This window comes from Telluria sp. PB2R4 (genome assembly GCF_059685695.1).
The window spans coordinates 73,581-98,460 of record NZ_JCASIC010000009.1 but is presented as its reverse complement, the minus strand read 5'-3'; the positions used below and the strand labels follow the sequence as shown (position 1 = coordinate 98,460).

The window sequence follows — 24,880 nt, the reverse complement described above, 5'->3', positions numbered from 1 at the left end:
GCAAGGCGCGATTGCGCATCTAAGGTCTTCAATACCCATCCAAGGAGAAGACCGTGAAACCGATCCGCACCCTGTTTGCGCTATGCCTGTTGCTTGCTTCAAGCATGGCGGCGGCCGCCAACTACACGCTCTGGATCAACGGCCGCGCCGGCAACGGACCCGAAGGCGCACCCGGCAACTACAACGACTTCAGCTACTGGGGCCCATCCTCGACCCCGGCCGGGGTCAACAAGAAAGCCGTCAACTGGGATGGCCGCAGCAGCATCGCCTCGCAGAGCGGCAGGGTGCGCGATGCGCTCGACTGTTTCTGCACCGGCGACAACTGGTGCTACATCGTCACCTACAGCGCGGGCGACCTGATGATGGGCTACACGCTGGCCAACTATGGCGGCTCGGCGCGCCCGATCAAGAACGCCAGCCCGAACACCAGCGGTGTCTGCGGCAACAGCGGTGGCAACGGCGGCGGCAGCCAGACCGGCTGGAACATCAAGTGGGTACGCGCGGCGGCCGGCGCGGCCGGCGGCACCGAGCTGTCGAACATCGGCGCCTGGACCACCTCGGAGCCGCTGGTGCAAGACCTGAAAACCTCCACGGCACGCGCCATGTACAACCACAACGACACGCGCAACATCTGGTTCTACATGTACGCCGGCGCCCGGGGCACGCTCTACTCCGGCCTGCTGCCGGGCCAGGACGACGAGGTGGTGGCCTACCACAGCGCCGGTGGCGTGGCCGGCAACGGCGGCCGTTCGCTGTGCAATCCCGGCGACTGGTTCTGCGACGACCTGCGGCTCGGCACCGAGAACAACCAGGGCGGCAGCGTGAAGTGGGGCTACCACTCGGTCGCGTTCCGCGACGATGGCGAAGATTTCGATCACTACGCCCGCGGCAACTGGGCCGGCGTCGTCGGGGTCGTGCGCGAGGCTGTCGCGAACACGGCGCAGTAGCTGTTGACGCGGCGCAAAAGGTTGTCAAGCGCTTGCGCGTGCGCTGTCCGACACGTCTGTGTGCGGGGCATACTGTCGCGCTCAGCGTATCCCATGGTGAACCGTGCCCTCCAGACCGCCACCCCCTGGTGCGCCGCGCTGGCGGCGCTACGCCTGGCTCGCCGGACTGGGCGCCGCGCTGCTGGCCGTGCTTTGGCTCTGGCTTGCGCACTGGTTCGGACGCGGCGAGCCAGATGCGGCCATCGCGGCGGCCCCTGCGCCGCCGGCCGGGCCGCGCTTCTTCGACCCGGTGGCCTCAAGCGGCAGCCTGCCGATGCCGGGCGAGCGCGCCGGGCGCCGCCGCCTGCTGGTCGAGCAAGTCCAGCTCACCGACCATACCTACTGCAGCTACCTCGCCGGCAGCAAGTACCCGACGGAGTCGCGCCCGGCAGCCCAGAACCCGGACCAGCTGCATCCGAACCAGCCCATCGCCGAGATGAACCCGATGCGGCTCGAGGGCGGCGGCCTTGATGCAAACGTGTTCCTGCAGACCTCGCAGTCGCGCGTGTATCTGGCCGCCGGCGAAGCCGCGGCCTTCTCGCTGCGCGCGGTGACGGCCCGGGGCGAGAACGTGCCGCTGGTGATCACGCGCGCGGTGGCGCAGGGCATGACCTACGGGAGCAGCCGTCCGACGCCGCAGGTGGCGCTGGCTTTCGCCGACGACGGCAGCGGCGCCGACCCCGTGGCGGGCGACAATGCCTTCGCCGGCGTGCTGGCGCCGGGCCAGACCGGCCTGGCGGGCTTTCACGGCACCATCCGCACCGAGGTGCGCTACACCGCCGGCGGGCGCAACGGCTTTGCCTTGTTCGACGTGATCTACACGCCGGTGCTGCCGGCCACCTGGACCGGGCAGGTGCGCGAAGCGCTGGACAAGGGCTCGCTCGGCTTCTACCTGGGCGTGGAAGTGCGCCAGCCGGGCCGCTACATCATCAGCGGCCGGATCGACGATGCGCGCGGCCAGCCCTTTGCCCTGGCCACCTTCAACGAGGTGCTCGGGGTGGGCGGGCGTGAGATCAAGCTGAGCGTGTTCGGCAAGCTCTTGACGGACGAACGCCCGGCGCTGCCGCTCAGGCTGCGCGACGTCGACGGCTACCTGCTGCGCGAGAACGTCGACCCCGACCGGCTCCTGATGCCGCGTCTCGAAGGGCCGGTGTTCGCCAGCCGCACCCAGACGCTGAAGGGCGTGTCCGACGCCGAGTGGGACAGCGAGGAGCGTTCGCGCTACCTGGCCGAGTACGCGAAAGACCGCAAGGCCGCGAGGGAACAGCTGACCGCCTTCGACCCGAGCCTGCCGCTGCCGCCAGACGCCTGCGATCCGGTGCGCTGACAGTGTGCGACAATCCTGCGCTTGTCCGACCCTGTCCACGCGAGTCCACAACATGCTGTACGACCCCGCGCGCCACGAGCAATTGGAGGCGCACACCTGGAACCAAGACCGGGCGCACGCCGCCATCCGCGACATCGTGGCGCGGACCGAGGCGGCGTGCCGCGAGGGCCGCTACTGGCCGGTCCACGCGCTGGACCGCGAAGGGGATGACCCGGACCCGGTAGAGACGCCGCTGTACCACGGCGCCACCGGGGTGATCTGGGCGCTGCACTACCTGCAGGACTGCAAAGCGGCCAGCTTGGCCCGCGATTACCTAGGCGAATGGCAAGACCTGCTTGCCGCCAACCGCGCATGGCTGGATGCCAATGCGCCCGGTGAACACGCGTCCTGGCTGATGGGCGACACGCCGATCCTGATGATGGCCCTGGGACGCTGCCCGGCGCTCGGCGATGAACTGGCGCGGCTGCTTGCGGCCAACCGGACGCACCCGGCACGGGAACTGATGTGGGGTGCTCCCGGCACCCTGCTGGCCGCGCTGCTCCTGCACGGGCATACCGGCGACGCGCGCTGGGCCGAGATTTTCCGCCAGACCGCGGAAACGCTGTGGACGCAGCTCCTTTGGTCCGGCGAGCATGGGTGCGCCTACTGGACCCAGGAACTGTACGGGCGCACCAGCAGCTACCTGGACGCCGTGCACGGTTTCGTGGCGACGGCGGCGCCGCTCATCAAGGGCCGCCACCTGCTGGGCGAGGCCGCGTGGCAGCGGTGGCAGGACTGCATCGCCAACACCGTGCGCCGCACCGCGGTGGGCGAGGGTGGGCAGGTCAACTGGCACCCGCAACTGATCGGCACCGAACGGGAAAACGCCAAGAAGCTGCTGCAGTTCTGCCACGGTGCACCGGGCTTCGTCATCAGCCTGGCCGGCTTTCCCGGCGAGGAGCTCGACGAGCTGCTGCTGGCCGCGGGGGCGGCCACCTGGGCGGCCGGGCCGCTGGCCAAGGGATCCAACCTGTGCCACGGGACCGCGGGGAACGGTTATGCCTTCCTGGTCCTCTACCAGCGCACCGGGGATCCGGTGTGGCTCGCGCGCGCCCGCGCTTTCGCCATGCACGCCCTTCTGCAGTACGAGCGCGATGCGCTCGCATACGGACAACTGCGGTATTCGCTGTGGACCGGCGACCTGGGTCTGGCTGTCTATTTAAGGGATTGCGTCCACGCCAGCGCGCGCTTTCCGACGCTGGATGTGTTCTTCGGTCCGGCGTCCGCGAGATCGCCCTAGCCCTGCAGCAGCGGAAAACGCTCGACCAGGCAGGCGGCGCCGATCATCACGCACAGGATGCCGAACGCGACCCAGCGGCCCAGCGGCTTCTTCGGCGGCAGCTCGATGGCGGCCCAGCGCGGTGGCGACGTCTTTGGCATGTGACGCATGATGATTCTCCCGAATGCGGCCCAGCGGGCGGAATCTGGAGTGTGCGCCGGTGTCGCGCCAATGCGTTGCTGGGGATCAATGGATAGCGCGGTCGGGTATGCTGTTGTTTCCGAAGCCGGCCCGCAGCGTAAAATAGCGTCCTGACGAAGATTTAGAAAGCACAGCATGTCGATACAATGGTTCCCGGGGCACATGAACGCGGCCAAGAAGGAAGCCGCCGAGCAGATGGAGAACACCGATCTGGTGATCGAAGTCCTCGACGCCCGCCTGCCCGAGGCGAGCTGCAACCCGCTGGTAGAACAGTTGCGCAAGTTCCGCCAGCGTCCCTGCCTCAAGATCTTGAACAAGGTCGACCTGGCCGACCCGGCGGCCACGGCGGCCTGGAAGGCGTATTACGACGCCCAGGAAGGCGTGACCGCCTACCCGATGACGACCAAGAAGCCGGGCGACGTCGCCCGCATCCCGGACATCTGCCAGTCGCTGGCGCCGCACCGCGGCGTGCCGACCAAGCCGCTGCGCATCATGATCATGGGCATCCCGAACGTCGGCAAGTCGACCCTGATGAACGCGCTGCTCAAGAAGCGGGTCGCCAAGGTGGGCGACGAGCCCGCCGTGACCAAGGTCCAGCAGAAGCTCTACCTCGGCAAGCACATCGTGCTGGTCGACACCCCGGGCATGCTGTGGCCGAAGATCGCGATGGCGAGCGACGGCCTGATGCTGGCGGCCAGCCACGCGGTCGGCACGAATGCGCTGATCGAAACGGAAATCGCGGAATTCCTGGGCAACTTCATGCTGGAGCGCTACCCGCAGCTGCTGACGGCGCGCTACGGCTTCCAGACCGAGGGGCTGGACGGCATCTCCGTGATCGAGCACGTGGCCCAGCGCCGCGGCTTCCGCGTGCGCGGCGGCGAGTTCGACTACGAGAAGGCGGCGCACGTGCTGCTGCACGACTACCGCACCGGGGCGCTGGGGCGGATCAGCCTCGAAACGCCGGAGACCCGCGCCGCGGCGCTGGCGCGCCATGCGGCGGAGGTGGCGGAGAAGGCGCGCATCGCCGAAGAGAAGGCGGCGGCGAAGGCCGAGGAAGCCGCGCGCGGCAAGCGCGGTACATAAGCGTCGTTTCGGGTCAACCGAACCGGAAACTGGATACCGTCAGCGACCCAAAGAAATCCTCTTCGTGATACACGCACGCCGCCGGCTCCTCTTCGGCGGCGCCCAGCGCCACCATCAGCGGCAGCAGGTGTTCCTCGCGCGGATGCGCCGCCCGCGCCATCGGCGCTTCTTCCCAGCGCAGCAGCGCCGCGGTGCGTTCGCGCGGCGCCAGCGCCATCGTTTCCTGCAGCCAGCCGTCGAAGGCGCTCGAGGCCGCAGCCCCGCTTGGGCCGAACTGGCGCAGGTTATGGAAGGACAGCCCGCTGCCCAGGATCAGCACCCCTTCGTCGCGCAGCGGCGCCAGCGCGCGGCCGGCCTCGATGTGGGCCTGCGGGTCGAGGTCGCGCCGCAAGGACAGCTGCACCACCGGCATCTGCGCCTCCGGATAGACCGGATACAGCATCGAAAACGTGCCATGGTCGAAACCGCGCGTGGGATCGAGCCCTGCCGGGTGTCCGGCGGCGCCCAGGAGCGCGGCGACCTGCTCCGCCAGCGCCGGGTTGCCGGGTGCCGGATAAGTAATCTGGTAGGTGTGTGGCGGGAATCCGCCGTAGTCGTAGATCATGCCGGGCGCGCTGCCTGACGACACCATGAAGCCCGGCGTCTCCCAGTGACTGGTCACGACCAGCACCGCCTTCACGGCGTCGCCATGGGCCTGCCGGATCGCGGCCAGCGAGGCCGCCAGTTTGTCGTAGGCGCTGCCGGTCTGTTCCTTCATCCACGGCCACGGTCCGCCGCCGTGCGACACGAAATAGCTGGGCAATCGCATGGGTGCTCCTCGTTCAGTCGAAGCACCCATGGTAGCCGATCGCGAAACTCAGCGTGCGCCGGCGCCCCGTGCCAGTTCCATCAGCCCGAACAGGCGCGCGCAGCGCATCCAGGCCAGCGCCAGCACCGCCAGCTGGGTCAGCAGCAGCCCGCCGAGAAAGCTGCCCGCGCCCAGCGCCGGCAGGTTCAGGCGCGCCGCCGCCAGCGCACCGGCCAGGACCAGCCCGGCCAGGGTGATGCCGGCATACAGGCCGAACATGGCCAGCGGCCGGCGCGCCATCAGGCCAAGGCCGTCGCACCAGGCCAGCACCGCCGAGGTGCGGCGGCGGTCCAGCGCCAGCACCGCGCGGCCGGCATCTAGGGTCGCGTGGGCCAGCAGCAGGAGCAGGGCGCCGACCAGCAGGGCGGCCAAGGCCGCGTTGGCCGCCGAGGACTCGAGCACGGCGTCGGGCTGGTCGGCCACGGAGGCCACCATCCCGCCCAGGAAAGCCGCCACGCCGAGTGGCACGACGGCCCAGAGCAGCATGCGCAGCAGGCGCCCGTATTCGCGCACGCCGCCGGCAGCCAGCTGCGCGAAGCCGAGCGGTGCCGGGGCGCGCGCGGCCGTGATGGCGGCGCCGGTCAGGAGTGGCGACAGCAGCAGCGTCAGCACCAGCGCGACGCTGCCGCCGGCCTTGACGGCCGAGGCGTGCTGCGCGTGCAGGCCGACCAGGTCGGCGATTGCCACCAGGTCGAGGCGCTGGGCCAGGGCAGCTGCCCCGGCCGTGCGGTCGAAAGCGGCGCCCAGCCAGGTCCAGACCGGCAGCGCGGCTGCCAGGGTGGGCAGCAGCAGGGCCAGCAGCCAGAGCAGCAGCAGGCGCCATTGCAGGGCAGGGCGCAGGGCTAGCAGGACACTGCGGCGGGCGCCAGGGGCGGCCTGTGGCGCCCGGGCCGGCGCGAGGGGAGCGGTCGTGGTCGTCATACGTTGGCGATCAGGGACAGGATGAGTTGATAGAAGGCCGCCGCGTCGCTCGCCCAGCGGGTCGAGGCGCTGCGGTTGGGTTCGATGGTGCGGCTGTCGTCGAGCTTGTTCACGTCGAGGTAGTGGCTGCGGCGCGGATCCAGCTCGGCCGACACGGCGCGCGCCGGCTTCACGAAGGTGAAGCTGCGCCATTTTTCGTCCGGCGAGGCGGCCTTCCAGGCCACCGTCTCGCTGCTGCCGTCGGCGAAACGCACCACCAGCGTCTGCGGCACGCTGGCGCCGTCGCGGCGCACGGTGACCTCGGTACGCCAGGGGAAGGGGCCGGCGCTTTTGCCTGCACCCGGGTTGGCCTTTTTCCAGTCCGCGCGCAACTTCGCCACGTGTTTGTCGACTTCGACCTGAGTATCCGTGACGCGCTTGCCGTCGGTGAGGCGGGTGCCGGCCAGCGGCAGTACTTCTTCGCTCGAGAGCTTGGCAAGCTTGTCATCGACGCGCGCAACCGCATACACCTGCTGCGCGAACACCTCCTCGACGGCGGCACGCTCGCCGCTGCCGTCGGCCAGCGCCTCGCGCAGGTCGGCGATGCTCGGGTGGCGGAACTTCCAGCGCCGGTAGTATTCCTTGAAGCCGCGTTCCATCGCCTCAAGGCCGATGCGTTCCTCGAGGTCGCGCAGTATGACCGCACTGCGGGTGTATACCGGCCCGATTCCCTGCAGGCGGTTCCAGGCGTTCTGGCCCGGGGCGTCGGCCGGCCGCTCGCGCGGCGTGCCCAGGCGGCTGATATCGAAGCTGTCGAATGCCGGGTCGATGCCGATCCGCTTCAGGAAAGCCGGCGCCGGGTACACCAGCTGGCGGCGCTCGCGCATCATGCGGCTCTCCCAATAGGAAGTCAGGCCCTCGTCGAGCAGCGGTTCCTCGAACTCGTTGCTGGCCAGGATGCCGTAGAAGTAGCCATGGCCGAACTCGTGGATGGTGACCGTGTCGAGTGCATATTCGTCCAGCGACCTGGGCGCAACCTCGGCATGGCCGGACGCGGTGATGAAGGTCGGGTATTCCATGCCGCCCGCTTCCTGCGCGTTGTAGGGCGGGATCACCACGGTGAGCGTGCGGTAGGGGTAGGGGCCGAGCTTGCGCGAGAAGTAGGCCAGCGAATCCTTGGCCGCTTTCATCGCCGGCTTGGCGCTGGCCTCGTACTCCGGCGGGTAGAGCACCCGTACCGTCACGGTGGGGCTGCCCGGGCCGGTCCAGGTCTCGACCAGCGGGCGGGCGCTGCGCTTGTCCGCGGTCCAGGCGAAATCGTGCACGTCGTGCTGCACGTAGCGGTGGGTGAGCATGCCGTTCTTCTCGACGGGCGCGCCCTGCAGTTCGCCGGTGGCGCCGACCGTATACCCCTTGGGGACGGTGAGGCTCACATCGTAGCTGCCGAAATCGGCGTAGAACTCGGACTCCATGTGGAACTCATGGGCGTTCCAGCGCGGCGCCGTGGCCCCGCGCTCGCCCGGCAGTTCGAGCACGGCGATCTTCGGGAACCATTGCGCCACCAGGTGGAAGCTGCCGAAGTAGCCGGTGCGTGCGATCACGCGCGGCAGCTGGGTGGCAAAGGCCATGTCGAGCGTCGTGGCCGCGCCCGGCGCCACCGGCTCGGGCAGGTCGAGGCGCGCCACCGTGTGGTCGGTGGCCGGGCCTCCGTCGGGCTGGACGAAGCGCCACGGCACCGCCGCGCCGCCCTGCTTGATGCTGCGCAGGGCAATGTGGCCCCAGTTGCCCTCGCCCAGGTCGACGCCGCTGCGAAAACCTTCGCCGCGCAGGCGCTGCTCGGTGAAGAAGCTGCTGCCCTCGCCCTCGAAGGCGTTCATGTAGAGGTGCACGTAGACGCTGCGCACCGGTACCGCGCTGCGGTTGCGCCAGGTGAGCTGCTGCTGGCCGGTGACGAGGTGCTTGTCCGGGTCAAGCGTGGCGGCGATGCGGTAGCTCACCACGCGGTCGGACAGCGTCGCGTGGTCGCCGTCGCGGATGCCGCCCCAGGCATCCAGGCTGCTCGGTACGGTGACGGCGGCGGCATTGGGCGCCGCCAGCGCGATGCCGTCCAGCGAGGGCGTGCTGGCCGGCGCAGGCGCGTCGGCCTGGGCGAACCAGGCCGAGCCAGCCCCTGCGGCCAGCAATGCCGCCACGAGAAGCGCGCGCAAGCCGTGTCGGCTTCCTAGAATCTGCATGCAGGACTCCCTTTCGGTCGATGTTGTTCTGGTATGCGTCCGACTATAGCCAGAAGATTAAAAAATTTCCAAGCGTTTAGGATAGAAGTACAAATAAGGCGACGGAATGCGGGAAAAGCTTGTCAGGTTATAATCGCGGCGTTCTGGTGCCCGCGCATGCGATCCGCATGCGCAGTTAAACGGGAAACACGAGGCAAAGGCGCTGCGCGCCAACGCTAACGTGTGCTGCCCCCGCAACGGTCAACAAGCGTCATCGACTCTGATGACAGGCTGCCTCGAAAACCACTGTGCGCAAGCATAGGAAGGTGGGGCAGTCAGTCTTGCAAGCCCGGATACCGGCCAGACAGGTGGAAGCACGCGCGTGTCCATGACAAGCGCGGCTTCCGTTGAACTCCGGTGTGCGGGGACGCAGGCCGGTGCCATTACCGAGAACATCCAATATGAAATTTGCCATCAAGCCGCTCGCGCTGGCCTGCGCTTTGTCCCTGTCCGTCCTGGCCGCCAATGCAGCCGCCGACACCGTTGCGTCGGATGCCCCGGCCTCGATCGTCATCACCGGCGCGCGCTTCCCGGCGCAAGCCGCCAGCGCGCCGATCGGCGCTACCGTGATCACCGCCGAGGACATCCGCCGCGCCGGCGCCACTGACGTCAATGCGGCGATCCGCAAGGTCGGCGCTGTGTACGGCCGCCAGAGCCTGGACGCCTCGCCCGACTTCGCGCTCGACCTGCGCGGCTTCGGCGCCAACAGCGCCCAGAACCTGGTGATCCTGGTCGACGGCGTGCGCCTGAACGAGAACGAACTGACCAATGCCGTGCTGTCGAGCATCCCGGTCGATACCGTCGAGCGCATCGAGATCGTGCGCGGCGGCAGCAGCGTGCTGTACGGCGAAGGCGCGACCGGCGGCGTGATCAACATCATCACGCGCCGCGCCGCCGAGCAGGGCACCCACGGCTCGCTGTTCGCCGAGGCCGGACGCTTCGATGCCCACGACCTGCGCGCCTCGCTGACCCATGGCGCCGGCCCGCTGGCCTTCGACCTGGCGCTGGCCGACCGCGGCACCGACAACTACCGCGCCAACAGCGAATTCAAGCAGAAGACCGCCAGCGGCGGCGTGCAGGTCCGCTATGGCGCCGGCCGCGCCGGCCTGCGCTTCGAGCGCTCGGAGCAGGACGCGCGCTTCCCCGGCTCCCTGACCGAAGCACAGTTCCTGGCCAATCCGCGCCAGACCTTCACGCCGGACGATTTCGGCACCCTCGATACCGACCGCCTCAGCGCCTTCGTGGAACACCGCATCGGCGCCGTCGAGCTGGCGGCCGAGCTGTCGCGGCGTGAACGCGAGGTCGAGGCCAATTATTTCTACCTGAGCGGCGGCACGAAAGTCGCTTCGCGCTCGCGCTACGACGCCAGCCAGACCCAGTTCTCGCCGCGCCTGCGCCACACGGTCAGCCTGGGCGACAAGCGCAACGAACTGGTTGCGGGCATCGACCTGGTGCGCTGGGAGCGCCAGACCAGCTCGGATTTCTCGCGCGGCGATGCCGAGCAGGACTCGAAGGCCTTCTACCTGCGCAACGAAGTCCTGTGGAATGCCCCCAATAACGCGCGGCTGGCGTTTGGTGGCCGCCACGAACGCTTCACCAAGGACTACTCCGACCCGCTGGCCTTCCCGCCGGTGCTGAACGAGCACCGCAAGCAGTCGATCAATGCCTGGTCGCTGGAGGGGAGCGTCGACGTGCTGCCGCAGGTGAACCTCTTCGCCAAGGCGGGCCGCAGCTACCGCATCGCCAACGTGGACGAGAACAGCCTGCGCTCCGGTCCCGAAGTGCTGGCGCCGCAGACCTCGCGCGACCTGGAGCTGGGTGTGACCCTTGGGGGCGCCGAGCGCCAGCTGAGCGCGCGCCTGTTCCGCCACCGCCTGACGGACGAGATCTTCTACGACCCGACCATCGGCTGGGGCGCCAACACCAACCTCGATCCGACCCGCCGCCAGGGCCTGGAGCTGGAAGCGCGTTATGCCTTGGCGAACGACCTGCGCCTGACCGGCCAGTGGCAGCGCGTCGAGGCCGAGTTCACCGCCGGCCCCAACGCAGGCCGCGAGATGGTGCTGGTGCCGAAGAACGTCGTCACCGTGCGCGCAGCCTGGACTCCTGCGGGTGGCCACAGCGCCGACATCGGCGCCCAGTGGGTCGACAGCCAGCGCTACGGCAACGACTTCAGCAACAGCTGCGGCGCGCGCATTCCGTCATATACCACCATCGATGCGCGCTACGCCTACCGTGTGGCCGGCTGGGAAGCGGCCGTCACCGCGCTCAACCTGGCGGACCGCCAGTACTACAGCAACGCCTTCGGCTGCCGCTCGGGCATCTACCCGAGCGACGGCCGCCAGCTGAAGCTGTCGCTGCGCTACGACTTCTGATGGCCGCGTCCCGACAATTCATGGCTGCCTTGCTGGTCCTGGCCCTGGCCTCCGCCGCTGCCCCTGCCCAGGCGGCGGTGACCGTGGTCGACGATGCCGGCCGCCGCGTTACCGTGCAGCAGCCGGCGCGGCGCGTCATCTCGATGGCGCCGCACGCCACCGAACTGCTGTTCGCGGCCGGCGGCGGCGCGCGGGTGGTCGGGGCGATGAACTACAGCGACTATCCGGAGGCGGCCAAAAAGATTCCGCTGGTCGGCAGCAACAGCGTGATCGACATGGAGCGGGTGCTGGCCTTGAAACCCGACCTGGTCGTGGTCTGGCATACCGGGAACACGGCGCGCCAGATTGCCCAGATCGAGTCGCTGGGCGTACCGGTCTTCCACAGCGAGCCGCGCAAGCTGGGGCAGGTGGCCGACAACGTCGAGCGCCTGGGGCAGTTGCTGGGCACGCAGGCAGCGGCGGCAAGCGCCGCTGGCGCCCTGCGCGCCAGGCTGGCCGGCCTGGAGGCGCGCTACGCCAGGCGCGCGCCGGTAACCGTGTTCTACCAGATCTGGGACCAGCCGCTGTACACGCTCAACGATGCCCAGATCGCCAGCGACGCGATCCGCGTCTGCGGCGGGCGCAACGTGTTCGGCAGCTTGAGCGTCGTGGCGCCGGAAGTCGGCATCGAGGCGGTGCTGGCAGCCGATCCGGAGGCGATCATGGCGGGCAAGCGCTACGATCCGGCCAACCCGGGGCTCAAGCTGTGGGCGCCATACAAGACCATGACAGCTGTGAAACGGGGCAACCTGCTGACGGTGGATGGCGAATTGCTGACGCGCCCGGGGCCGCGGGCCGTAGACGGGGCTGCGTTGTTGTGCGAGGCGTTGGAAGGGGTGCGGCAGCGTCGGCCGAAGTGACTGATCCATCCTCCGTGTCCCCAAGTTAATTCCGTAAGCAAATGCAAAATTCAGCCCTTCCTCAGAATGAAGGGCCAAAAAAGTGGTAACCTGCCGGCGTTTGCTCAATCAATTGTGGAAGGAAACCTATGCGTTCTCTGCGTTTTGCCCTCATCGCCGCCACCATGGTCGCCAGTACCGCGTTCGCGTCGCCTGCCGACCCGAAGAACGGTGTCGATTACCAGACCCTGGCCGCGCCACAGCCGGTGCAGGCGACGGGCAAGAAGGTCGAGGTCATCGAATTCTTCGCTTACCACTGCCCGGCCTGCAACATGCTGGAACCGGCCTTCAACGGCTGGGTCAAGAAGCAGGGCGACAACATCCAGGTGCGCCGCATCCACCTGCCGTTCCAGGGCCCGGCGGATCCGGAAGCCCACCTGTTCCTGACCCTCGAGGCGATGGGCAAGCTCGACCAGTACCACCACCGCGTGTTCCAGGCCGTGCACGTTCAGCGCCAGCGCCTGATGAAGGATGACCAGATCATCGAGTGGGCGGTCAAGAATGGCCTGGACCGCGCCAAGTTCATGGAAACCTGGAACTCGTTCGGCGTCACCACCAAGCTGCGCCGCCTGCAGCAGGTCTCCAGCGCCTACAAGGTCTCCGGTACCCCGACCATCATCATCGACGGCAAGTACGTGGTCTCGCCGAGCCAGGTGGCCGAAGCCAACAAGATCCAGGACGTCAACGCGATGCTGCAGGCGACCACCCAGGTCATGGACGCTCTCGTCAAGAAGGCTGCCGCCACGAAATGAGCAAGGATGTCGAACGCGAAGTCCTCAAGATGTACGATGGGTCCCGGCCCAACGAGGACGACCTGTTTGAGACCAGCAATGTGAACCACATCGCGTGGTCGCTGGCGGTGTTCTTCGCGGGCGTCGCCGTCTGGCTGGCGATCGCCCTCGTCAACGCCGAGAACCAGCGCTACGCCCTGATGACGAACAAATGCCCCGATCCGCTCTTCAAGGGCGGCATCGACAAGGCATGTCTGGTGACCGTGCATTCGCGCGACCACTGGTGGGAACACCTGTGGTACGGGGTCACGCACATCCGTGCGCGGCCGGAGCAGAGCGGCCGCTGATCTTTCCTTGCGCTGATCCTATGGGGTCAGCGCTTTCCTCTCTTCCAGCGTCAGCACCTGGACCGGCTTCACCGGGTCCTTCGTGCCCTGCCGGAAGAAGGGATTGTCCCGGTAGCCGCCGCCCAGGCGCGCCTTCACCAGCATCGTCCCCACCTTGAACACCACCCCGGCCGTGGCCAGTCCGCTCGACGCTACCTGCCCCGATGCCGACTCCGTCTCGACCCGGCAGCGCAGCGGGCCGAGTGTACGCGCGAGCTCCTCATCGGACGCATCCAGGCAGGCGCGCACCAGCCCGACATAAGCAGTGCGCGGATCGCGCGGCGTATTGCCGATCGGCGTGCGGCAGCAGCTGGCGTACCAGCGGTACAGTCCTTTCGGGCCGAGCGACATGCAGGCCAGGTGTTCCAGGCCGGCGTCAAAGCGCACCGCGGCGGGCAGGGTGGCGGCCACCTCGGTGCCGCCCGCGCTGTCCAGCACGCCCGTGCCGAGGAAACGGCCGTAGGCCTGGCAATCCTTGCAATAGCAGACGGCGCGCGCCGCCACGCGGCGCTCGTCGACCTGGCCGCGCAACTGGCCGCAGCGGCAGCGTAAGGCGATCGTCATGTCATGTCTCCACTCGGGATGTTTCGGTTGTCGATGGTTTGGTTCAGGCGGGCAGGGTGATCACGAAGCGCGCCCCGCCCAGCGGCGAGCTTTCCGCGCGCAGGCTGCCGCCGTGCAGGGCCACGGCCTTGCGCGCGATCGACAGGCCCAGGCCGAAGCCGCCGGTGGCACGGTCGCGGCTGCGGTCGAGCCGGTAGAACGGTTCGAACACCTTCTCGCGTTCCTCGAGCGGGATGCCGGGGCCGTCGTCGTCCACCGTGATCTCGACGCCGTCGCCCGCATGGCGGGCTGCCGACAGCAGGATGCGGCTGCCCGCGTATTTCTGGGCATTGCGCAGCAGGTTGCAGACGGCGCGCGCCAGCAGGCGCCGGTCGAGCGCCAGTGCGCCCAGCTCGTCGGGGAGCTGGCAGTCGAGCGCGTGCGTCGAGGGCGGCAACATCCCGGTGCATTCGCGCAGGACCTCGCTCAGCGCCACCGGCTCGATCCGGAGCGTGCGTGCGCTGTCGAGCTTGCTCATGTCGAGCAGTTCGGTCACCAGGGAATTCAGTTCGCGCAGGTCGCCTTCCATCGCCTTGACGCGCTTGCTCAGGTCGGGATCCTTGGCGCGCGCGTCCAGCAGCTCCAGGCCGAACTCGAGCCGCGCGATCGGCGTGCGCAGCTCGTGCGACACCGAGTGCAGCAGGCTTTTCTGCGCTTCGAGCAGGTCTTCGATACGGTCGGCCATGTGGTTGATGCGCTCGGCCAGCGGATAGATCGAGGCCGACGGTTTCATCTGTGAGCGCGCGGTCAGCTTGCCGCTGCCGAAGGCGTCCGCCAGGCGCGACAGCGACTGCAGCCCCTGCCAGTGCGCGCGCGACCACAGCGCGATCGGCACCAGCAGCGCCACCGCCACGATCACATAGCGCAGCGCTTCCATCTTGAGCGCCTGCGCGATGTCCACCGGCAGGTCTTGCGCGTGCAGCACTTCTTCATGGCTGCCGATATAGCGTTCGCCGTCCAGGTCGACGCGGCGGTAGAAGCTGCGCCTGGCCGGATCGAGCACCAGCTCGCCACGGTCCAGCAGCGCGCGCTGGCCGGCAGGCAGGATGTCGCGCGCCTGCGCCAGGGGAATCAGGTCGTAGCGCACATCCGACACCACCCGCACATTGTTCAGGCGCGCCAGCCATTCGTCCGCCGGGGCCTGGTCGACATATTGTTCCAGCAGGAAGATCTGGGCGGCCGCCTGGCGGCGTGCGATGTCCTCGAGCGGATCCCCGAACAGCCGGCTGAAGGCGAAATAAATCACGAAGGTGGCCGCCGTGATCGACAGCATGACCAGCACGAAGAAACGGAAGAAAATCCGGTTCACGAGCCCATCCTGTATAACTCACGGTTACGGTGTGCTACATACATAGTCTCTCCTCCGCCGGCATTGTATAGGAGCAATCGGTCATCGGGAACGTTCTACAAATTGATGACAATTCCCCGACAGTTATAGGGGGAATGAAATCGCAGGAATTCTTATGATGCTCAACATCAGGAAAGGATTTTTCAGGTTTTCCGTTTGCCCGCCTGATATGCGAGTGTCGGCGGGTTTTTTTATTCATAAGGAAACGATCAGTGGAGAACAAGAACATGATCACGCTTGGACGCACTTTCGTCACTGCCACGTTGGTTGGCATGATCCTGGCAGCCTGCGGCGGTGGTGGCAGCGATGGCAGCGCCAGCATGCAGAACCGGCAGGCAGGGCAGGGCATCGCCGTCGGCGAGCCGAATGGTGGCGTTCCGGTCGTTTCCGAATATATCAAGATGGCCCAGGATGCTTCCTGCGCATCGACCCGCAACAATCTGTATGTCGTCGACAGCAAGTATGTGCTGTGGGACCGCGCCGGCAACTGCGCCGACAATGCCACTGGCCAGACCCTGATGGGCGCGACCCCGCAGGCCGTGCTGTGCACGGCCGGCGACAGCATCGCCGGCCCGCGCACCAGCTGCAGCGACGAAAGCGCCCGTGCGCTGTTCGACACCATGCTCAAGAACCTCGACATGGCCGACCTCGGCCTGGGCGCCGGTCACAAGGTCGAGCCGGTCAGCTTCCTGCCGAAGTCGGGCACCCCGGTTGCTTTCAAGACCATCGTCAGCGACAGCTTCTCGAACATCGAGACGCCACGCGAAGTCGTGATCAGGGACGCCGCCGCCTGGTCCGCCCTTTGGGCCGAACACAGCAAGACCCGCATCGCGGCGCCCGACGTCGACTTTTCGCGCACGATGCTGGTGGCCGTGTTCCAGGGTAATAACCCGGTCTGCGGCAGCTTCGACGTGGTGCATGTCGGTTCGAAGGACGGCAAGCTGCTGGTCGAGTACGAAATTCGCGATATGTCGCCGGTGGCGCTGTGTCTGGCGGCCATTACCCAACCGATGCGCGTGGTGGCGGTGCCGAAGGTCGATGCGCCGGTCGAGATCCGCAAGATCGTGTCCGCTTACATCAACTTCACGACGGTCGAGCCGCAAGTTCGTACCGGAATCCATGCGCAACGCAATGTCGTCGTGCGTGATGAGGCAGCCTGGGCCAGCCTGTGGGCCGAGCACGCGGGCGCCGAGCATGCCCTGCCGAAGATCGATTTCAGCAAGCAGATGGTCATCGGCGTATTCCGCGGTCCGAAGCCCAGCACTTGTCATGGCGGTGGGATCCGCTCGGTGGACTTCCGCGACGGCAAGCTGAGCGTCGGCATCGTCGATACCGAGCCGGGCCCCGGCATCATGTGCGGCATGATGATCGTCTATCCGGCGCACCTGGTCGTGGTGAACCGGAGCGAGGCGCCGCTTGAGTTTGTCACGGAAACCCGTACCAACCAGTAACAATAGGTGAGCGTTCGGCTTGCTCGACGTAAAATATCGGATTGCCGAACTCGCTGATTGTTGAACACATGAAAAAGCTTTTCGCCCTGGTCCTGGCTGTCTCGGGCAGCGCCGCAAGCGCACAGACGCCGACCACCAACCCGATGCCCGACGGCAGCCGCGATATGTATGCGGGGCTGGGCGTCGTGTCGGCACCGCGGTACGAAGGGGCGGACAGCAGGAAAGTCAGGGCCTTGCCGGTGCTTCAGGTCCAATGGAGCAACGGCGTGTTCATTTCGGGCATGAGCGCCGGGATGCACCTCTCGAGCAGCCCGCTGGTGGAAGTCGGCCCGCTGCTGGCCATCCACCCGCGTCGCAGCGAATCGGGCACCGGCGGCGGCGTCGGTGGCCTCGAAAGCTTCAACACCCTGCTGCCATCGACCGTGCGCGAAATGCGCGGCAACCCGCTCGCCGGGATGGAAGAAATCAAGACGCGCCCGGAAGCCGGCGCCTTCTTCAACTATTACCTGTCGCCGCAATGGCGCCTGACCAGCAGCGTGCTGGCCGGCGCCGGCAACGACCGCAACGGCGTGCGCGGCGACATCGGCATCCAGCGCCTGGCGATGCAGCTGGCCCCACACCACACGGTGTCGGTGTCGGCCGCCGTGGGCTTCGCCAACCGCGCCTACCAGCAGAGCTATTTCGGCGTCACCGACGCCCAGTCGCTCGCCAGCGGCAATTCTCCCTTCCGCCCGGACGGCGGCCTGAAGGACGTGCGCATCGGCGCGCGCTGGAACTGGGCGCTGTCGCCATCCTGGATGCTGACCTCGTCCCTGCAGGCGACCCGCCTGTCGGGCGACGCACGCAAGAGCCCGCTCGCCGAGCGGCCCGACAACCTGACGGTTTCGACCGCCTTCGCCTACCGGTTCTGATGATGCGATTCGCACACGCCACCGCATGCGTTTGTTTCCTGACCACGGCCAGCATGGCCGCGGCGCAGGTGCTTGCGCACGCCTCGGAGTGGGCGAGCTACCGCGATGCCTACCGCAGCATGGTCGTGTTCGAGAAATACGGCGGCGCCAAGAACCTGCTGCAGAACCACCTGCAGCTGGTGACCGGCGAAAAGGGTGCGCTGGCGGACGGCCTGCAGCTGGTCCTGGCCGGCAAGTCCGTGCAGACCAGCCTGGCGCTCGACGCACTGGGCCGCGGCGTGCTGCCGCTGTTGAAGGCGGCCTACGACGAAAACGCCGTGCTGGCGCCGAACCGCAAGATCGGCCCGTTCACCTTGCGGACGCGGGTGACGATCGCGCCGCAGGCGGACAATATTTATGAAACGGATGAGCTGCGCGCCGCCTGCACCCAGGCGCTGAACTATGCCCGCCACATTGACGCGACGGCGCGCGGGCGCCAGTGCGTGGGCGTGCGCATGGTGTTCCCGAAGAAGGGCGTCGAGGCCTCGGTCAAGCTGCGCCGTTCCGAAGGGGAGTCGGCGCTGCCCATCGTGCCGGGCGCGGCCTTCGGCGGCGACCTCGATGCCGACTTCCCATTGGTGAGCTACCGTTTCGGCGCCGAGCGCGCCCAGGTGATTACCTATAGCGCGCCGCTGGCGATCGTGCCGCTGTTTGAATGACTGGTTTGGCAGGGTGGGCGGGTTCCCCGCCCACGCGTCCAAATCACGGCGATACGGCCTGCGCGTTTATTTTATTGCTGGTTGAACGCGTGGGCGTTTGTAATTCCGGCCATTGGCCGAAATTACCCCGCCCACCCTACATTGGTGGTGACGCGAATCAATTCCACGCTGACGGCGAGAACAAATAGCCTTCCCCCCACACCGTCTTGATCTTTTCCGAGTCCGCATCGTCGAACTTGCGGCGCAGCTTCGAGATGCAGTTGTCGATGCTGCGGTCCAGGCCATCGAACTCGATCCCGCGCATCTTCTTGAGCAGGGCGTCGCGCGACAGCACGCGGCCGGCGGCTTCGGCCAGCACCAGCAGCAGCTTGTATTCGGTATTCGACAGCACGCAGGGTTCGCCGCGCCACATCACGCTGCGGTCCGACGTCACGATGCGCAGGGCGCCGAACTGCAGCACGCGCGCATCGACGCCGCCCTTGGCCTGGGCCGTGCGCCGCATCAGGGCGCGCAGGCGCGCCAGCAGCACGCGCGGCTGCACCGGTTTGTTGACGAAATCGTCGGCGCCCTGTTCCAGGCCCGAGACTTCGTCGTACGAATCCTCGCGCGCGGTCAGGATCAGGATCGGCACCTCGGACATCTCGCGGATCTGGCGGCAGACCACCATGCCGTCCAGTCCCGGCAGCATCAGGTCGAGCACGACGACGTCGGGCGACAGCGCCTTGAAACGCTCGATCGCCTGGTCGCCGCGGGTGACCAGGTCGACCGCGAATTCATAGCCGGACAGGTATTCGGTGACGAGCTCCGCGAGGCGCGCATCGTCTTCCACCAACATCACTCGGTACATGCTTGTTTCTCCTTAGTCCGAGATTGTATCGAACTACTTGCTAGAGAGCACAGCCCCTACAAAGGGGGGACATTTGCATACACTTCGATGACAATGATGCGCCCCGGCCTACATCGTGTAAAGTTGAAGTGCAGTAACGCCAACACGCTGTTTCACACCTCGGAGAACACCGGATGAGACCTGCCTACCGCCCGCTCGGGCTGACCCTGATTGCCACCCTGTTCATTGCCGCCGCAGCTGCCACGGCCCAGGAAGCGCCCCTTGCGCCCCCGGCCGCGCTGGTACTGGAAAACGTGCCGCCGGTGCGCGCCGGCCTGGCCACCCAGGTGGCGAAGTACAACGAATTCAAGCCCACCTCGTACGCGTCCTGGCATCCGACGAAGTTCGAGATGATCGTCTCGCGCCGCCACAACAACACGCCGCAGCTGTTCCGCGTGGCCAAGCCGGGCGCCCCGCTCGAACTCCTGACCGATTATCCCGAGCCGGTGCGCAGCGCCCAGTACGAGCCGCGCCACGGCAAGTTCTACGTGTTCGGCCGCGATACGGGCGGCAACGAGGTATTCCGCGCCTACCGCCGCGACCTGAAGGGGAGCGATGCGGTCCCGGTTACGCCCGACAACCGCCGCGTGCAGGACACTGCCTGGGCCAGGAAGAGCGGCAAGCTGCTGTACGTGACGGTGCCGGTGGGCCGCCAGGGCTCGAACGACCAGATCAGCTCCACGATCAGCATCGTCGACCCGAGCGAGCCGGAAGGCGCGCGGGTGCTGGCCGAGCTGCCGGGCGGCGGCTGGGGCTCCTTTGAATTCTCGCACGACGACAGGCAGCTGGTGTACAGCGAGTACGTATCGGCCAACGAGTCCTACCTGTGGCTGATGGACGTCGCCAGCGGCAAGAGCCGGCGCATCACGGAGAAGGGCGGCGCGGGTGCCGACAAGGTCGCCTACGGCGGCGCCGTGTTCGCGCGCGACGGCAAGGGCATCTACACGACCAGCGACCGCGGCTCGGAGTTCCGGCGCCTGGTGTACATCGACCTGGCGAGCGGCAAGGAGACCGTCTTGACCCCGGAGATCAACTGGGACATCGACGACATGGACCTGTCCGATGACGGCAAGCTGATCGCCTTCGTGGCCAACGAGGACGGCAGCAGCGTGCTGCGCATGATGCGTACCTCGGACCGCAAGCTGGTGGCGCAGCCGAAGCTGCCGATCGGCGTCATCGGCCGCATCGAATGGCACAAGGACAGCCGCCACCTGGCGCTATCGCTGTCATCGGCGCGCAGCCCGTCCGAGGTCTACAGCATCGATGCGAAGAGCGGCACGGTCACGCGCTGGACCCGGCACGAGAAGATGGATGTCGACATGAACAAGTTCGTCGAGCCCTCGCTGGTGCGCTGGAAGTCCTTCGATGGCCGCATGATCTCGGGCTTTGCCTACCGTCCGGATGCCGCCAGGTTCCCCGGCAAGCGACCGGTGGTCATCAACATCCATGGCGGGCCGGAAGGGCAGTCCACGCCCGGCTTCCTGGGGCGGAACAACTACTACACCGACGAGATGGGCTTGACCGTCATCTACCCGAACGTGCGCGGCTCGACCGGGTACGGCAAGAGCTTCCTGAAGCTGGACAACGGCAAGCTGCGCGAAGACTCGGTGAAGGACATCGGCGCGCTGCTCGACTGGATCGCGACCCAGCCCGACATGGACGCTTCACGCGTGGCGGTGGTGGGCGGCTCCTACGGCGGCTACATGACGCTGGCGGTATCGACCATGTACGCCGACCGCATCGCGGCCGCCGTGGACATCGTCGGCATCTCGAACTTCGTCACCTTCCTCGAACGCACCGAAAGCTACCGCCGCGACCTGCGCCGCGTGGAATACGGCGACGAGCGCGATCCGGAAATGCGCAAGTGGATGGAAGCGACCGCGCCGGCCAATAACGCGGCGAAGATCAAGAAGCCGCTGTTCGTCGTGCAGGGCAAGAACGACCCGCGCGTGCCCTGGCAGGAGGCCGACCAGATCGTCGCCACGGTGAAGAAGAACGGCACGCCGGTGTGGTACATGACGGCGAACGACGAGGGGCACGGCTTCGGCAAGAAGGCGAATGCCGATTACCTGTTCTATTCGACGATCGACTTTTTCAACACCTACCTGCTCAAGTAAATCGTAGGGTGGGCGGCTCTGCCGCCCACGCGTTCAAACAAAAAATGAATCTTCGAAACGCGAATGCTGGTTGAACGCGTGGGCAGGGAACCTGCCCACCCTACGACACCAGATACGCTGCAATTGCCTCGCCCACGGCGGTCGTACTGGCCGCGCCGCCCATGTCCGGCGTGCGCGGCCCGTTCACCAGGCAATGCTCCATCGCCCGCACCACCGCATCGTGCGCGTCGGTGTACCCGAGGAACTCCAGCATCATCGCCCCCGACCAGATCATCGCGATCGGGTTCGCGATGTTCTTTCCGTAGATGTCGGGCGCCGAACCGTGCACGGGCTCGAACAGCGAGGGGAAGGTCCGTTCCGGATTCAGGTTGGCCGACGGTGCGATGCCGATGGTGCCTGCACACGCCGGCCCCAGGTCCGACAGGATGTCGCCGAACAGGTTCGAGGCCACCACCACGTCGAAGCGTTCCGGCGACAGCACGAAGCGCGCCGCCAGGATATCGACGTGGTACTTGTCCCAGCGGACGTCGGGATAGGCTTCGCCCATGACGGCAACGCGTTCGTCCCAGTAAGGCATGGAGATCGCGATGCCGTTCGACTTGGTGGCCGCGGTCAGGTGCTTCTTGGGGCGGCGCTGGGCCAGCTCGAAGGCGTACTTCAGGATGCGGTCGGTGCCGTGGCGGGTAAAGATCGCTTCCTGCAGCACCAGCTCGCGTTCGGTGCCTTCAAACATGCGTCCGCCGACCGCCGAGTATTCGCCTTCGGTGTTCTCGCGCACCACGTAGAAGTCGATGTCGCCCGGCTTCTTGTTCGCGAGTGGGCAGGGCACGCCCGGCATCAGGCGCACCGGGCGCAGGTTGACGTACTGGTCGAACTCGCGGCGGAACTTCAGGAGCGAACCCCACAGCGAGATGTGGTCGGGCACCGTGTCGGGCCAGCCCACCGCGCCGAAGAAGACCGCCTCGCAACCGTCCAGCTGCTGTTTCCAGTCGTCCGGCATCATCTTGCCGTGCTGGAGGTAGTAGTCGCAGCTGGCCCATTCGAAGTGTGCGAACTCCAGGCCGATATCGAAGCGTTTCGCTGCCGCTTCAAGCGCGCGCAGGCCTTCCGGCATGACTTCCTTGCCGATGCCGTCCCCGGCGATGACCGCGATCTTGTGCATCTTCATTCTGCTCTCCCCTTGTTCAATGCACATCAGGGTAGCAAGAAAACGCCCCGTTTATAATCCCTTTCATTGTGATGCTATGGAGCACGAATCGTGAACAATATCGAGAATGGCGACCTGCGGGTATTCGTGGCCGTGGTGCGCAAGGGCAGCTTCAGCGCCGCCGCCGACGAATTGGGCATGTCGCCCGCTTTTGTAAGCAAGCGGGTCGGCATCCTGGAAGCGGCGCTGGGGGTGCGCCTGTTCGAGCGCTCGACGCGGCGCGTGGTGATCACGGACGAGGGCGAGCAGGTGTATGGCCGGGCCCAGCGCATCCTCGAGCAGCTCGACGACATGGTGGACGAGCTGTCCGAACGCCGCAGCGAGCCGGCCGGCCGGCTGCGCATCTGCAGCAGCTTCGGCTTCGGGCGCAAGGTGGTCGCGCCGGCGATTGCGAAACTCGCGGCCGCCCACCCGAAGCTGCAGATCCGCTTCGAAGTGTTCGACCGGCTGGTGGATACGGTGGCGGAGGGCTTCGATCTGGACGTGCGCATCGGCGACGCCATTCCGCCGCAGCTGGTGGCGCGTAAACTCATGGACAACCACCGCATCCTGTGCGCGTCGCCTGCGTATATCGACCGGCACGGCATGCCCAGGACGCTGAAGGAACTCGCCGGCCACCAATGCCTGGCGATCAAGGAGCGCGACCATCCGCTGGGCAGCTGGCGCCTGCACGGCAAGGGTGGCGAGGAGACCGTGCGGGTGGCGGGCGCGCTGTCGACCAACCACGGCGAGATCGCGCTGCGCTGGGCGGTGGAAGGGGCGGGCATCGTGCTGCGCTCGCTGTGGGATGCGCGCGCCTACCTGATTGATGGCCGGCTGGTGCAGGTGCTGCCCGAGTACACGCAGCCGGCCAGCGTGTGGGCCGTCTATCCGCAGCGGCTCGTCGGATCGGGCCGGGTGGGGGTGTGCGTCGACTACCTGCGCCGGCATCTCGCCGGCGAACCTTCGTAGCAGAGTTCAATCTGCCGACGAGCAGTTTGCGAAGCATCAAGGGATGCCGCTGTGTTTCGACGTCTTCCTTGACGCATCGCCCATCCGCACTACAGTACAAGGCATGCGCGCCCTGGACGTCCTGTCCAGCCAGCGCCGGCGCGAACATGCGCGCAGCTTGGCAGCGATGGGAGACCAGCATGACTTGCCAGCATCAAATGAAGCGCGGCCAGGCCGCATCCCGTGCGCTGCTCCTCTGTGCCGCGCTGGTGCCGGCGTCGGCCGGCGCCGACGAAGCCGATGCCCGGCGCCTGTTCAAGGCGATGTCCGACTACATGGCCTCGCAAAAGGCCATCTCCTTCGATTTCGATTCGAATCTCGACCTCGTCACCCCCGAGCAGCAGACCGTCACGCTCGCCGCTTCTGGCAGCGTCACCTTGAACCGCCCCGACAAGCTGCACGTTACCCGCCGCGGAGGCTTCGCCGACATGGAGGTCGGCTTCGACGGCAAGACGGTGACCCTGCTGGGCAAGAACTCGAAGATGTACGCCCAGGTCGAGGCGGCCGGCACCATCGACCAACTGGTCGACGTGCTGCGCGACAAATACCACCGCCCGGTGCCGGGCGCCGACCTCCTGATGTCGAATCCCTACAAGGAGCTGATGCCCGAGGTCACCGAGGTCAAGGATCTCGGCAGCGGCGTCATTCGCGGTGTGGAGTGCGATCACCTGGCCTTCCGCACCCGCGAGGTCGACTGGCAGATCTGGATCGCCCAGGGGCCGACCCCCTATCCCTGCCGCTACGTCATCACCAGCGCGAAGCAGGCCGGCGCACCCAAGTACAGCATCGAGCTCATGTCCTGGAAGACCGGCGCCAAGGTCGCCCCCGATCCGTTCAAGCTGGCCATCCCGGCCGGTGCCAGGAAGCTCACGCCGGAACAAATCCAGGAACTGGGCGACATTCCCGGCATCTTCAAGGCCGCGGCCAGCGCATCCGGCGCAGCGAAAGGAAGCAAATGAAGACCCTTAAACGCTTCGGGCCCGGCCTGCTGGCCCTGCTTGCCCTGGGGCTTGCCCTCGACGTGGCCGAGCGCGCCGGCCTTGCCAACGTGCCCAGCTTCGTGGCCCCGGCCGAGGCGGTGGTCGGACGGCCGCTGACGCCGGTGAGCTATGCGGGCGTAGCGCGGCGGACTGCGCGGCGCTGTTCGGGTGGGTATTATTGTTAGGCGCCCGGCAGGTCTCGGCGCTCAACAAGACAACGGCCCACACTGGGTGGGCCGTCGGGTGATTACGAAAGAGTGTTTCGTCATAATAAAATTTAATCACCCCGCTTATAGATCGCGCTAAATGTAGAGTTAAGCGGCAAGCGCTGACTTCTGTTTCGGCGTAATACCGCTGAGTGATATATAGGCGGATCTTGAGTGT

Annotated in this window: 23 protein-coding genes and 1 riboswitch; of the genes, 15 read left to right on the top strand and 8 right to left on the bottom strand. The window is 66.9% G+C overall.

Annotation, left to right across the window (positions count from 1 at the left end):
- The first annotated feature begins 53 nt into the window (after positions 1-53).
- The 3 genes from AC56LU_RS15915 (at position 54) to AC56LU_RS15905 (ending at position 3,592) form a co-directional block, all read left to right on the top strand.
- Complete coding sequence (locus AC56LU_RS15915) at positions 54-947, top strand: hypothetical protein (protein ID WP_497176589.1); 894 nt, start codon at positions 54-56, stop codon at positions 945-947.
- A gap of 103 nt (positions 948-1,050) precedes the next feature.
- A complete protein-coding gene (locus tag AC56LU_RS15910; RefSeq protein WP_497176588.1) occupies positions 1,051-2,313 on the top strand; it encodes a hypothetical protein in 1,263 nt (420 codons plus the stop codon).
- A 52-nt stretch (positions 2,314-2,365) separates the two neighbouring features.
- Positions 2,366-3,592, top strand: coding sequence for a lanthionine synthetase C family protein (locus AC56LU_RS15905; protein WP_497176587.1), 1,227 nt, complete (start codon positions 2,366-2,368; stop codon positions 3,590-3,592).
- Here the strand turns inward: AC56LU_RS15905 and AC56LU_RS15900 are convergent.
- Complete coding sequence (locus AC56LU_RS15900) at positions 3,589-3,741, bottom strand: hypothetical protein (protein ID WP_497176586.1); 153 nt, start codon at positions 3,739-3,741, stop codon at positions 3,589-3,591. The two genes, AC56LU_RS15905 and AC56LU_RS15900, sit on opposite strands and share 4 nt — an antisense overlap.
- 166 nt (positions 3,742-3,907) lie before the next feature.
- Here AC56LU_RS15900 and ylqF point away from each other — a divergent pair, with 166 nt between their 5' ends.
- A complete protein-coding gene (ylqF, locus tag AC56LU_RS15895) occupies positions 3,908-4,855 on the top strand; it encodes a ribosome biogenesis GTPase YlqF (RefSeq protein WP_497176585.1) in 948 nt (315 codons plus the stop codon).
- A gap of 13 nt (positions 4,856-4,868) precedes the next feature.
- Here ylqF and AC56LU_RS15890 read toward each other — a convergent pair whose 3' ends face one another.
- Genes AC56LU_RS15890 through AC56LU_RS15880 form a run of 3 tightly spaced genes read right to left on the bottom strand, consistent with a single transcriptional unit; the run spans position 4,869 to position 8,836 of the window.
- Positions 4,869-5,663, bottom strand: a complete 795-nt coding sequence (locus AC56LU_RS15890; RefSeq protein ID WP_497176584.1) for a DODA-type extradiol aromatic ring-opening family dioxygenase — start codon at positions 5,661-5,663, stop codon at positions 4,869-4,871.
- A gap of 48 nt (positions 5,664-5,711) precedes the next feature.
- Positions 5,712-6,623, bottom strand: a complete 912-nt coding sequence (locus AC56LU_RS15885) for a hypothetical protein (protein WP_497176583.1) — start codon at positions 6,621-6,623, stop codon at positions 5,712-5,714.
- On the bottom strand, positions 6,620-8,836 hold the full coding sequence (locus AC56LU_RS15880; protein WP_497176582.1) for a M1 family metallopeptidase: 2,217 nt from the start codon (positions 8,834-8,836) through the stop codon (positions 6,620-6,622). Before AC56LU_RS15880 ends, AC56LU_RS15885 begins: the two co-directional genes overlap by 4 nt.
- Positions 8,837-8,963: 127 nt before the next feature.
- Positions 8,964-9,194, top strand: a riboswitch (cobalamin riboswitch).
- 82 nt (positions 9,195-9,276) lie between these two features.
- On the opposite strand from AC56LU_RS15880, the gene AC56LU_RS15875 reads away from it, so the two are divergent.
- The 4 genes from AC56LU_RS15875 (at position 9,277) to AC56LU_RS15860 (ending at position 13,266) form a co-directional block, all read left to right on the top strand.
- On the top strand, positions 9,277-11,250 hold the full coding sequence (locus AC56LU_RS15875; RefSeq protein WP_497176581.1) for a TonB-dependent receptor: 1,974 nt from the start codon (positions 9,277-9,279) through the stop codon (positions 11,248-11,250).
- Positions 11,251-11,270: 20 nt separating this feature from the next.
- Positions 11,271-12,149, top strand: coding sequence for a cobalamin-binding protein (locus AC56LU_RS15870; protein WP_497176580.1), 879 nt, complete (start codon positions 11,271-11,273; stop codon positions 12,147-12,149).
- A gap of 128 nt (positions 12,150-12,277) precedes the next feature.
- Positions 12,278-12,940: a thiol:disulfide interchange protein DsbA/DsbL gene (locus tag AC56LU_RS15865; protein WP_497176579.1), complete on the top strand. Its 663-nt coding sequence runs from the start codon at positions 12,278-12,280 to the stop codon at positions 12,938-12,940.
- Positions 12,937-13,266, top strand: a complete 330-nt coding sequence (locus tag AC56LU_RS15860) for a hypothetical protein (protein ID WP_497176578.1) — start codon at positions 12,937-12,939, stop codon at positions 13,264-13,266. The genes AC56LU_RS15865 and AC56LU_RS15860 overlap by 4 nt, the downstream gene beginning before the upstream one ends.
- Positions 13,267-13,284: 18 nt before the next feature.
- Here AC56LU_RS15860 and AC56LU_RS15855 read toward each other — a convergent pair whose 3' ends face one another.
- Both AC56LU_RS15855 and AC56LU_RS15850 read right to left on the bottom strand, forming a co-directional pair.
- On the bottom strand, positions 13,285-13,869 hold the full coding sequence (locus tag AC56LU_RS15855) for a DUF6151 family protein (RefSeq protein WP_497176577.1): 585 nt from the start codon (positions 13,867-13,869) through the stop codon (positions 13,285-13,287).
- A 43-nt stretch (positions 13,870-13,912) separates the two neighbouring features.
- Complete coding sequence (locus tag AC56LU_RS15850; protein ID WP_497176576.1) at positions 13,913-15,217, bottom strand: ATP-binding protein; 1,305 nt, start codon at positions 15,215-15,217, stop codon at positions 13,913-13,915.
- A gap of 266 nt (positions 15,218-15,483) precedes the next feature.
- Here AC56LU_RS15850 and AC56LU_RS15845 point away from each other — a divergent pair, with 266 nt between their 5' ends.
- From AC56LU_RS15845 to AC56LU_RS15835, 3 genes are all read left to right on the top strand, one after another.
- The gene (locus tag AC56LU_RS15845) at positions 15,484-16,707 is read left to right on the top strand and encodes a protease complex subunit PrcB family protein (protein ID WP_497176575.1); all 1,224 of its coding nucleotides are present in this window, start codon (positions 15,484-15,486) and stop codon (positions 16,705-16,707) included.
- 68 nt (positions 16,708-16,775) lie between these two features.
- The gene (locus tag AC56LU_RS15840) at positions 16,776-17,618 is read left to right on the top strand and encodes a MipA/OmpV family protein (RefSeq protein WP_497176574.1); all 843 of its coding nucleotides are present in this window, start codon (positions 16,776-16,778) and stop codon (positions 17,616-17,618) included.
- Positions 17,618-18,316 carry a hypothetical protein gene (locus tag AC56LU_RS15835; RefSeq protein WP_497176573.1) on the top strand — a complete coding sequence of 233 codons (699 nt, stop codon included), beginning with the start codon at positions 17,618-17,620 and terminating at the stop codon, positions 18,314-18,316. The genes AC56LU_RS15840 and AC56LU_RS15835 overlap by 1 nt, the downstream gene beginning before the upstream one ends.
- Positions 18,317-18,473: 157 nt before the next feature.
- Here the strand turns inward: AC56LU_RS15835 and AC56LU_RS15830 are convergent, their stop codons facing one another.
- Positions 18,474-19,163, bottom strand: a complete 690-nt coding sequence (locus tag AC56LU_RS15830) for a response regulator (protein ID WP_497176572.1) — start codon at positions 19,161-19,163, stop codon at positions 18,474-18,476.
- 173 nt (positions 19,164-19,336) lie between these two features.
- Between AC56LU_RS15830 and AC56LU_RS15825 the strand changes: the two genes are divergently transcribed.
- Complete coding sequence (locus tag AC56LU_RS15825) at positions 19,337-21,319, top strand: S9 family peptidase (RefSeq protein WP_497176571.1); 1,983 nt, start codon at positions 19,337-19,339, stop codon at positions 21,317-21,319.
- A 100-nt stretch (positions 21,320-21,419) separates the two neighbouring features.
- Here the strand turns inward: AC56LU_RS15825 and AC56LU_RS15820 are convergent, their stop codons facing one another.
- A complete protein-coding gene (locus AC56LU_RS15820; protein WP_497176570.1) occupies positions 21,420-22,487 on the bottom strand; it encodes a tartrate dehydrogenase in 1,068 nt (355 codons plus the stop codon).
- A gap of 90 nt (positions 22,488-22,577) precedes the next feature.
- Between AC56LU_RS15820 and AC56LU_RS15815 the strand changes: the two genes are divergently transcribed.
- The 3 genes from AC56LU_RS15815 to AC56LU_RS15805 all read left to right on the top strand — a co-directional run bounded on the left by AC56LU_RS15815 (position 22,578) and on the right by AC56LU_RS15805 (position 24,681).
- Positions 22,578-23,477: a LysR substrate-binding domain-containing protein gene (locus AC56LU_RS15815; RefSeq protein WP_497176569.1), complete on the top strand. Its 900-nt coding sequence runs from the start codon at positions 22,578-22,580 to the stop codon at positions 23,475-23,477.
- 179 nt (positions 23,478-23,656) lie between these two features.
- On the top strand, positions 23,657-24,475 hold the full coding sequence (locus AC56LU_RS15810) for a DUF2092 domain-containing protein (RefSeq protein WP_497176568.1): 819 nt from the start codon (positions 23,657-23,659) through the stop codon (positions 24,473-24,475).
- Positions 24,472-24,681 (top strand): hypothetical protein, encoded by a 210-nt coding sequence (locus tag AC56LU_RS15805; RefSeq protein WP_497176567.1) that lies wholly within the window; start codon positions 24,472-24,474, stop codon positions 24,679-24,681. Before AC56LU_RS15810 ends, AC56LU_RS15805 begins: the two co-directional genes overlap by 4 nt.
- Positions 24,682-24,880: the final 199 nt, after the last annotated feature.

Bases quoted from the DNA above. Each gene is read 5' to 3' on its own strand.
- AC56LU_RS15905 (WP_497176587.1), top strand. From the start codon at position 2,366: ATGCTGTACGACCCCGCGCGCCACGAGCAATTGGAGGCGCACACCTGG.
- AC56LU_RS15900 (WP_497176586.1), bottom strand. From the start codon at position 3,741: ATGCGTCACATGCCAAAGACGTCGCCACCGCGCTGGGCCGCCATCGAG.
- ylqF (WP_497176585.1), top strand. From the start codon at position 3,908: ATGTCGATACAATGGTTCCCGGGGCACATGAACGCGGCCAAGAAGGAA.
- AC56LU_RS15890 (WP_497176584.1), bottom strand. From the start codon at position 5,663: ATGCGATTGCCCAGCTATTTCGTGTCGCACGGCGGCGGACCGTGGCCG.
- AC56LU_RS15885 (WP_497176583.1), bottom strand. From the start codon at position 6,623: ATGACGACCACGACCGCTCCCCTCGCGCCGGCCCGGGCGCCACAGGCC.
- AC56LU_RS15880 (WP_497176582.1), bottom strand. From the start codon at position 8,836: ATGCAGATTCTAGGAAGCCGACACGGCTTGCGCGCGCTTCTCGTGGCG.
- AC56LU_RS15875 (WP_497176581.1), top strand. From the start codon at position 9,277: ATGAAATTTGCCATCAAGCCGCTCGCGCTGGCCTGCGCTTTGTCCCTG.
- AC56LU_RS15870 (WP_497176580.1), top strand. From the start codon at position 11,271: ATGGCTGCCTTGCTGGTCCTGGCCCTGGCCTCCGCCGCTGCCCCTGCC.
- AC56LU_RS15865 (WP_497176579.1), top strand. From the start codon at position 12,278: ATGCGTTCTCTGCGTTTTGCCCTCATCGCCGCCACCATGGTCGCCAGT.
- AC56LU_RS15860 (WP_497176578.1), top strand. From the start codon at position 12,937: ATGAGCAAGGATGTCGAACGCGAAGTCCTCAAGATGTACGATGGGTCC.
- AC56LU_RS15855 (WP_497176577.1), bottom strand. From the start codon at position 13,869: ATGACGATCGCCTTACGCTGCCGCTGCGGCCAGTTGCGCGGCCAGGTC.
- AC56LU_RS15845 (WP_497176575.1), top strand. From the start codon at position 15,484: ATGATCACGCTTGGACGCACTTTCGTCACTGCCACGTTGGTTGGCATG.
- AC56LU_RS15840 (WP_497176574.1), top strand. From the start codon at position 16,776: ATGAAAAAGCTTTTCGCCCTGGTCCTGGCTGTCTCGGGCAGCGCCGCA.
- AC56LU_RS15835 (WP_497176573.1), top strand. From the start codon at position 17,618: ATGATGCGATTCGCACACGCCACCGCATGCGTTTGTTTCCTGACCACG.
- AC56LU_RS15830 (WP_497176572.1), bottom strand. From the start codon at position 19,163: ATGTACCGAGTGATGTTGGTGGAAGACGATGCGCGCCTCGCGGAGCTC.
- AC56LU_RS15825 (WP_497176571.1), top strand. From the start codon at position 19,337: ATGAGACCTGCCTACCGCCCGCTCGGGCTGACCCTGATTGCCACCCTG.
- AC56LU_RS15820 (WP_497176570.1), bottom strand. From the start codon at position 22,487: ATGAAGATGCACAAGATCGCGGTCATCGCCGGGGACGGCATCGGCAAG.
- AC56LU_RS15810 (WP_497176568.1), top strand. From the start codon at position 23,657: ATGACTTGCCAGCATCAAATGAAGCGCGGCCAGGCCGCATCCCGTGCG.
- AC56LU_RS15805 (WP_497176567.1), top strand. From the start codon at position 24,472: ATGAAGACCCTTAAACGCTTCGGGCCCGGCCTGCTGGCCCTGCTTGCC.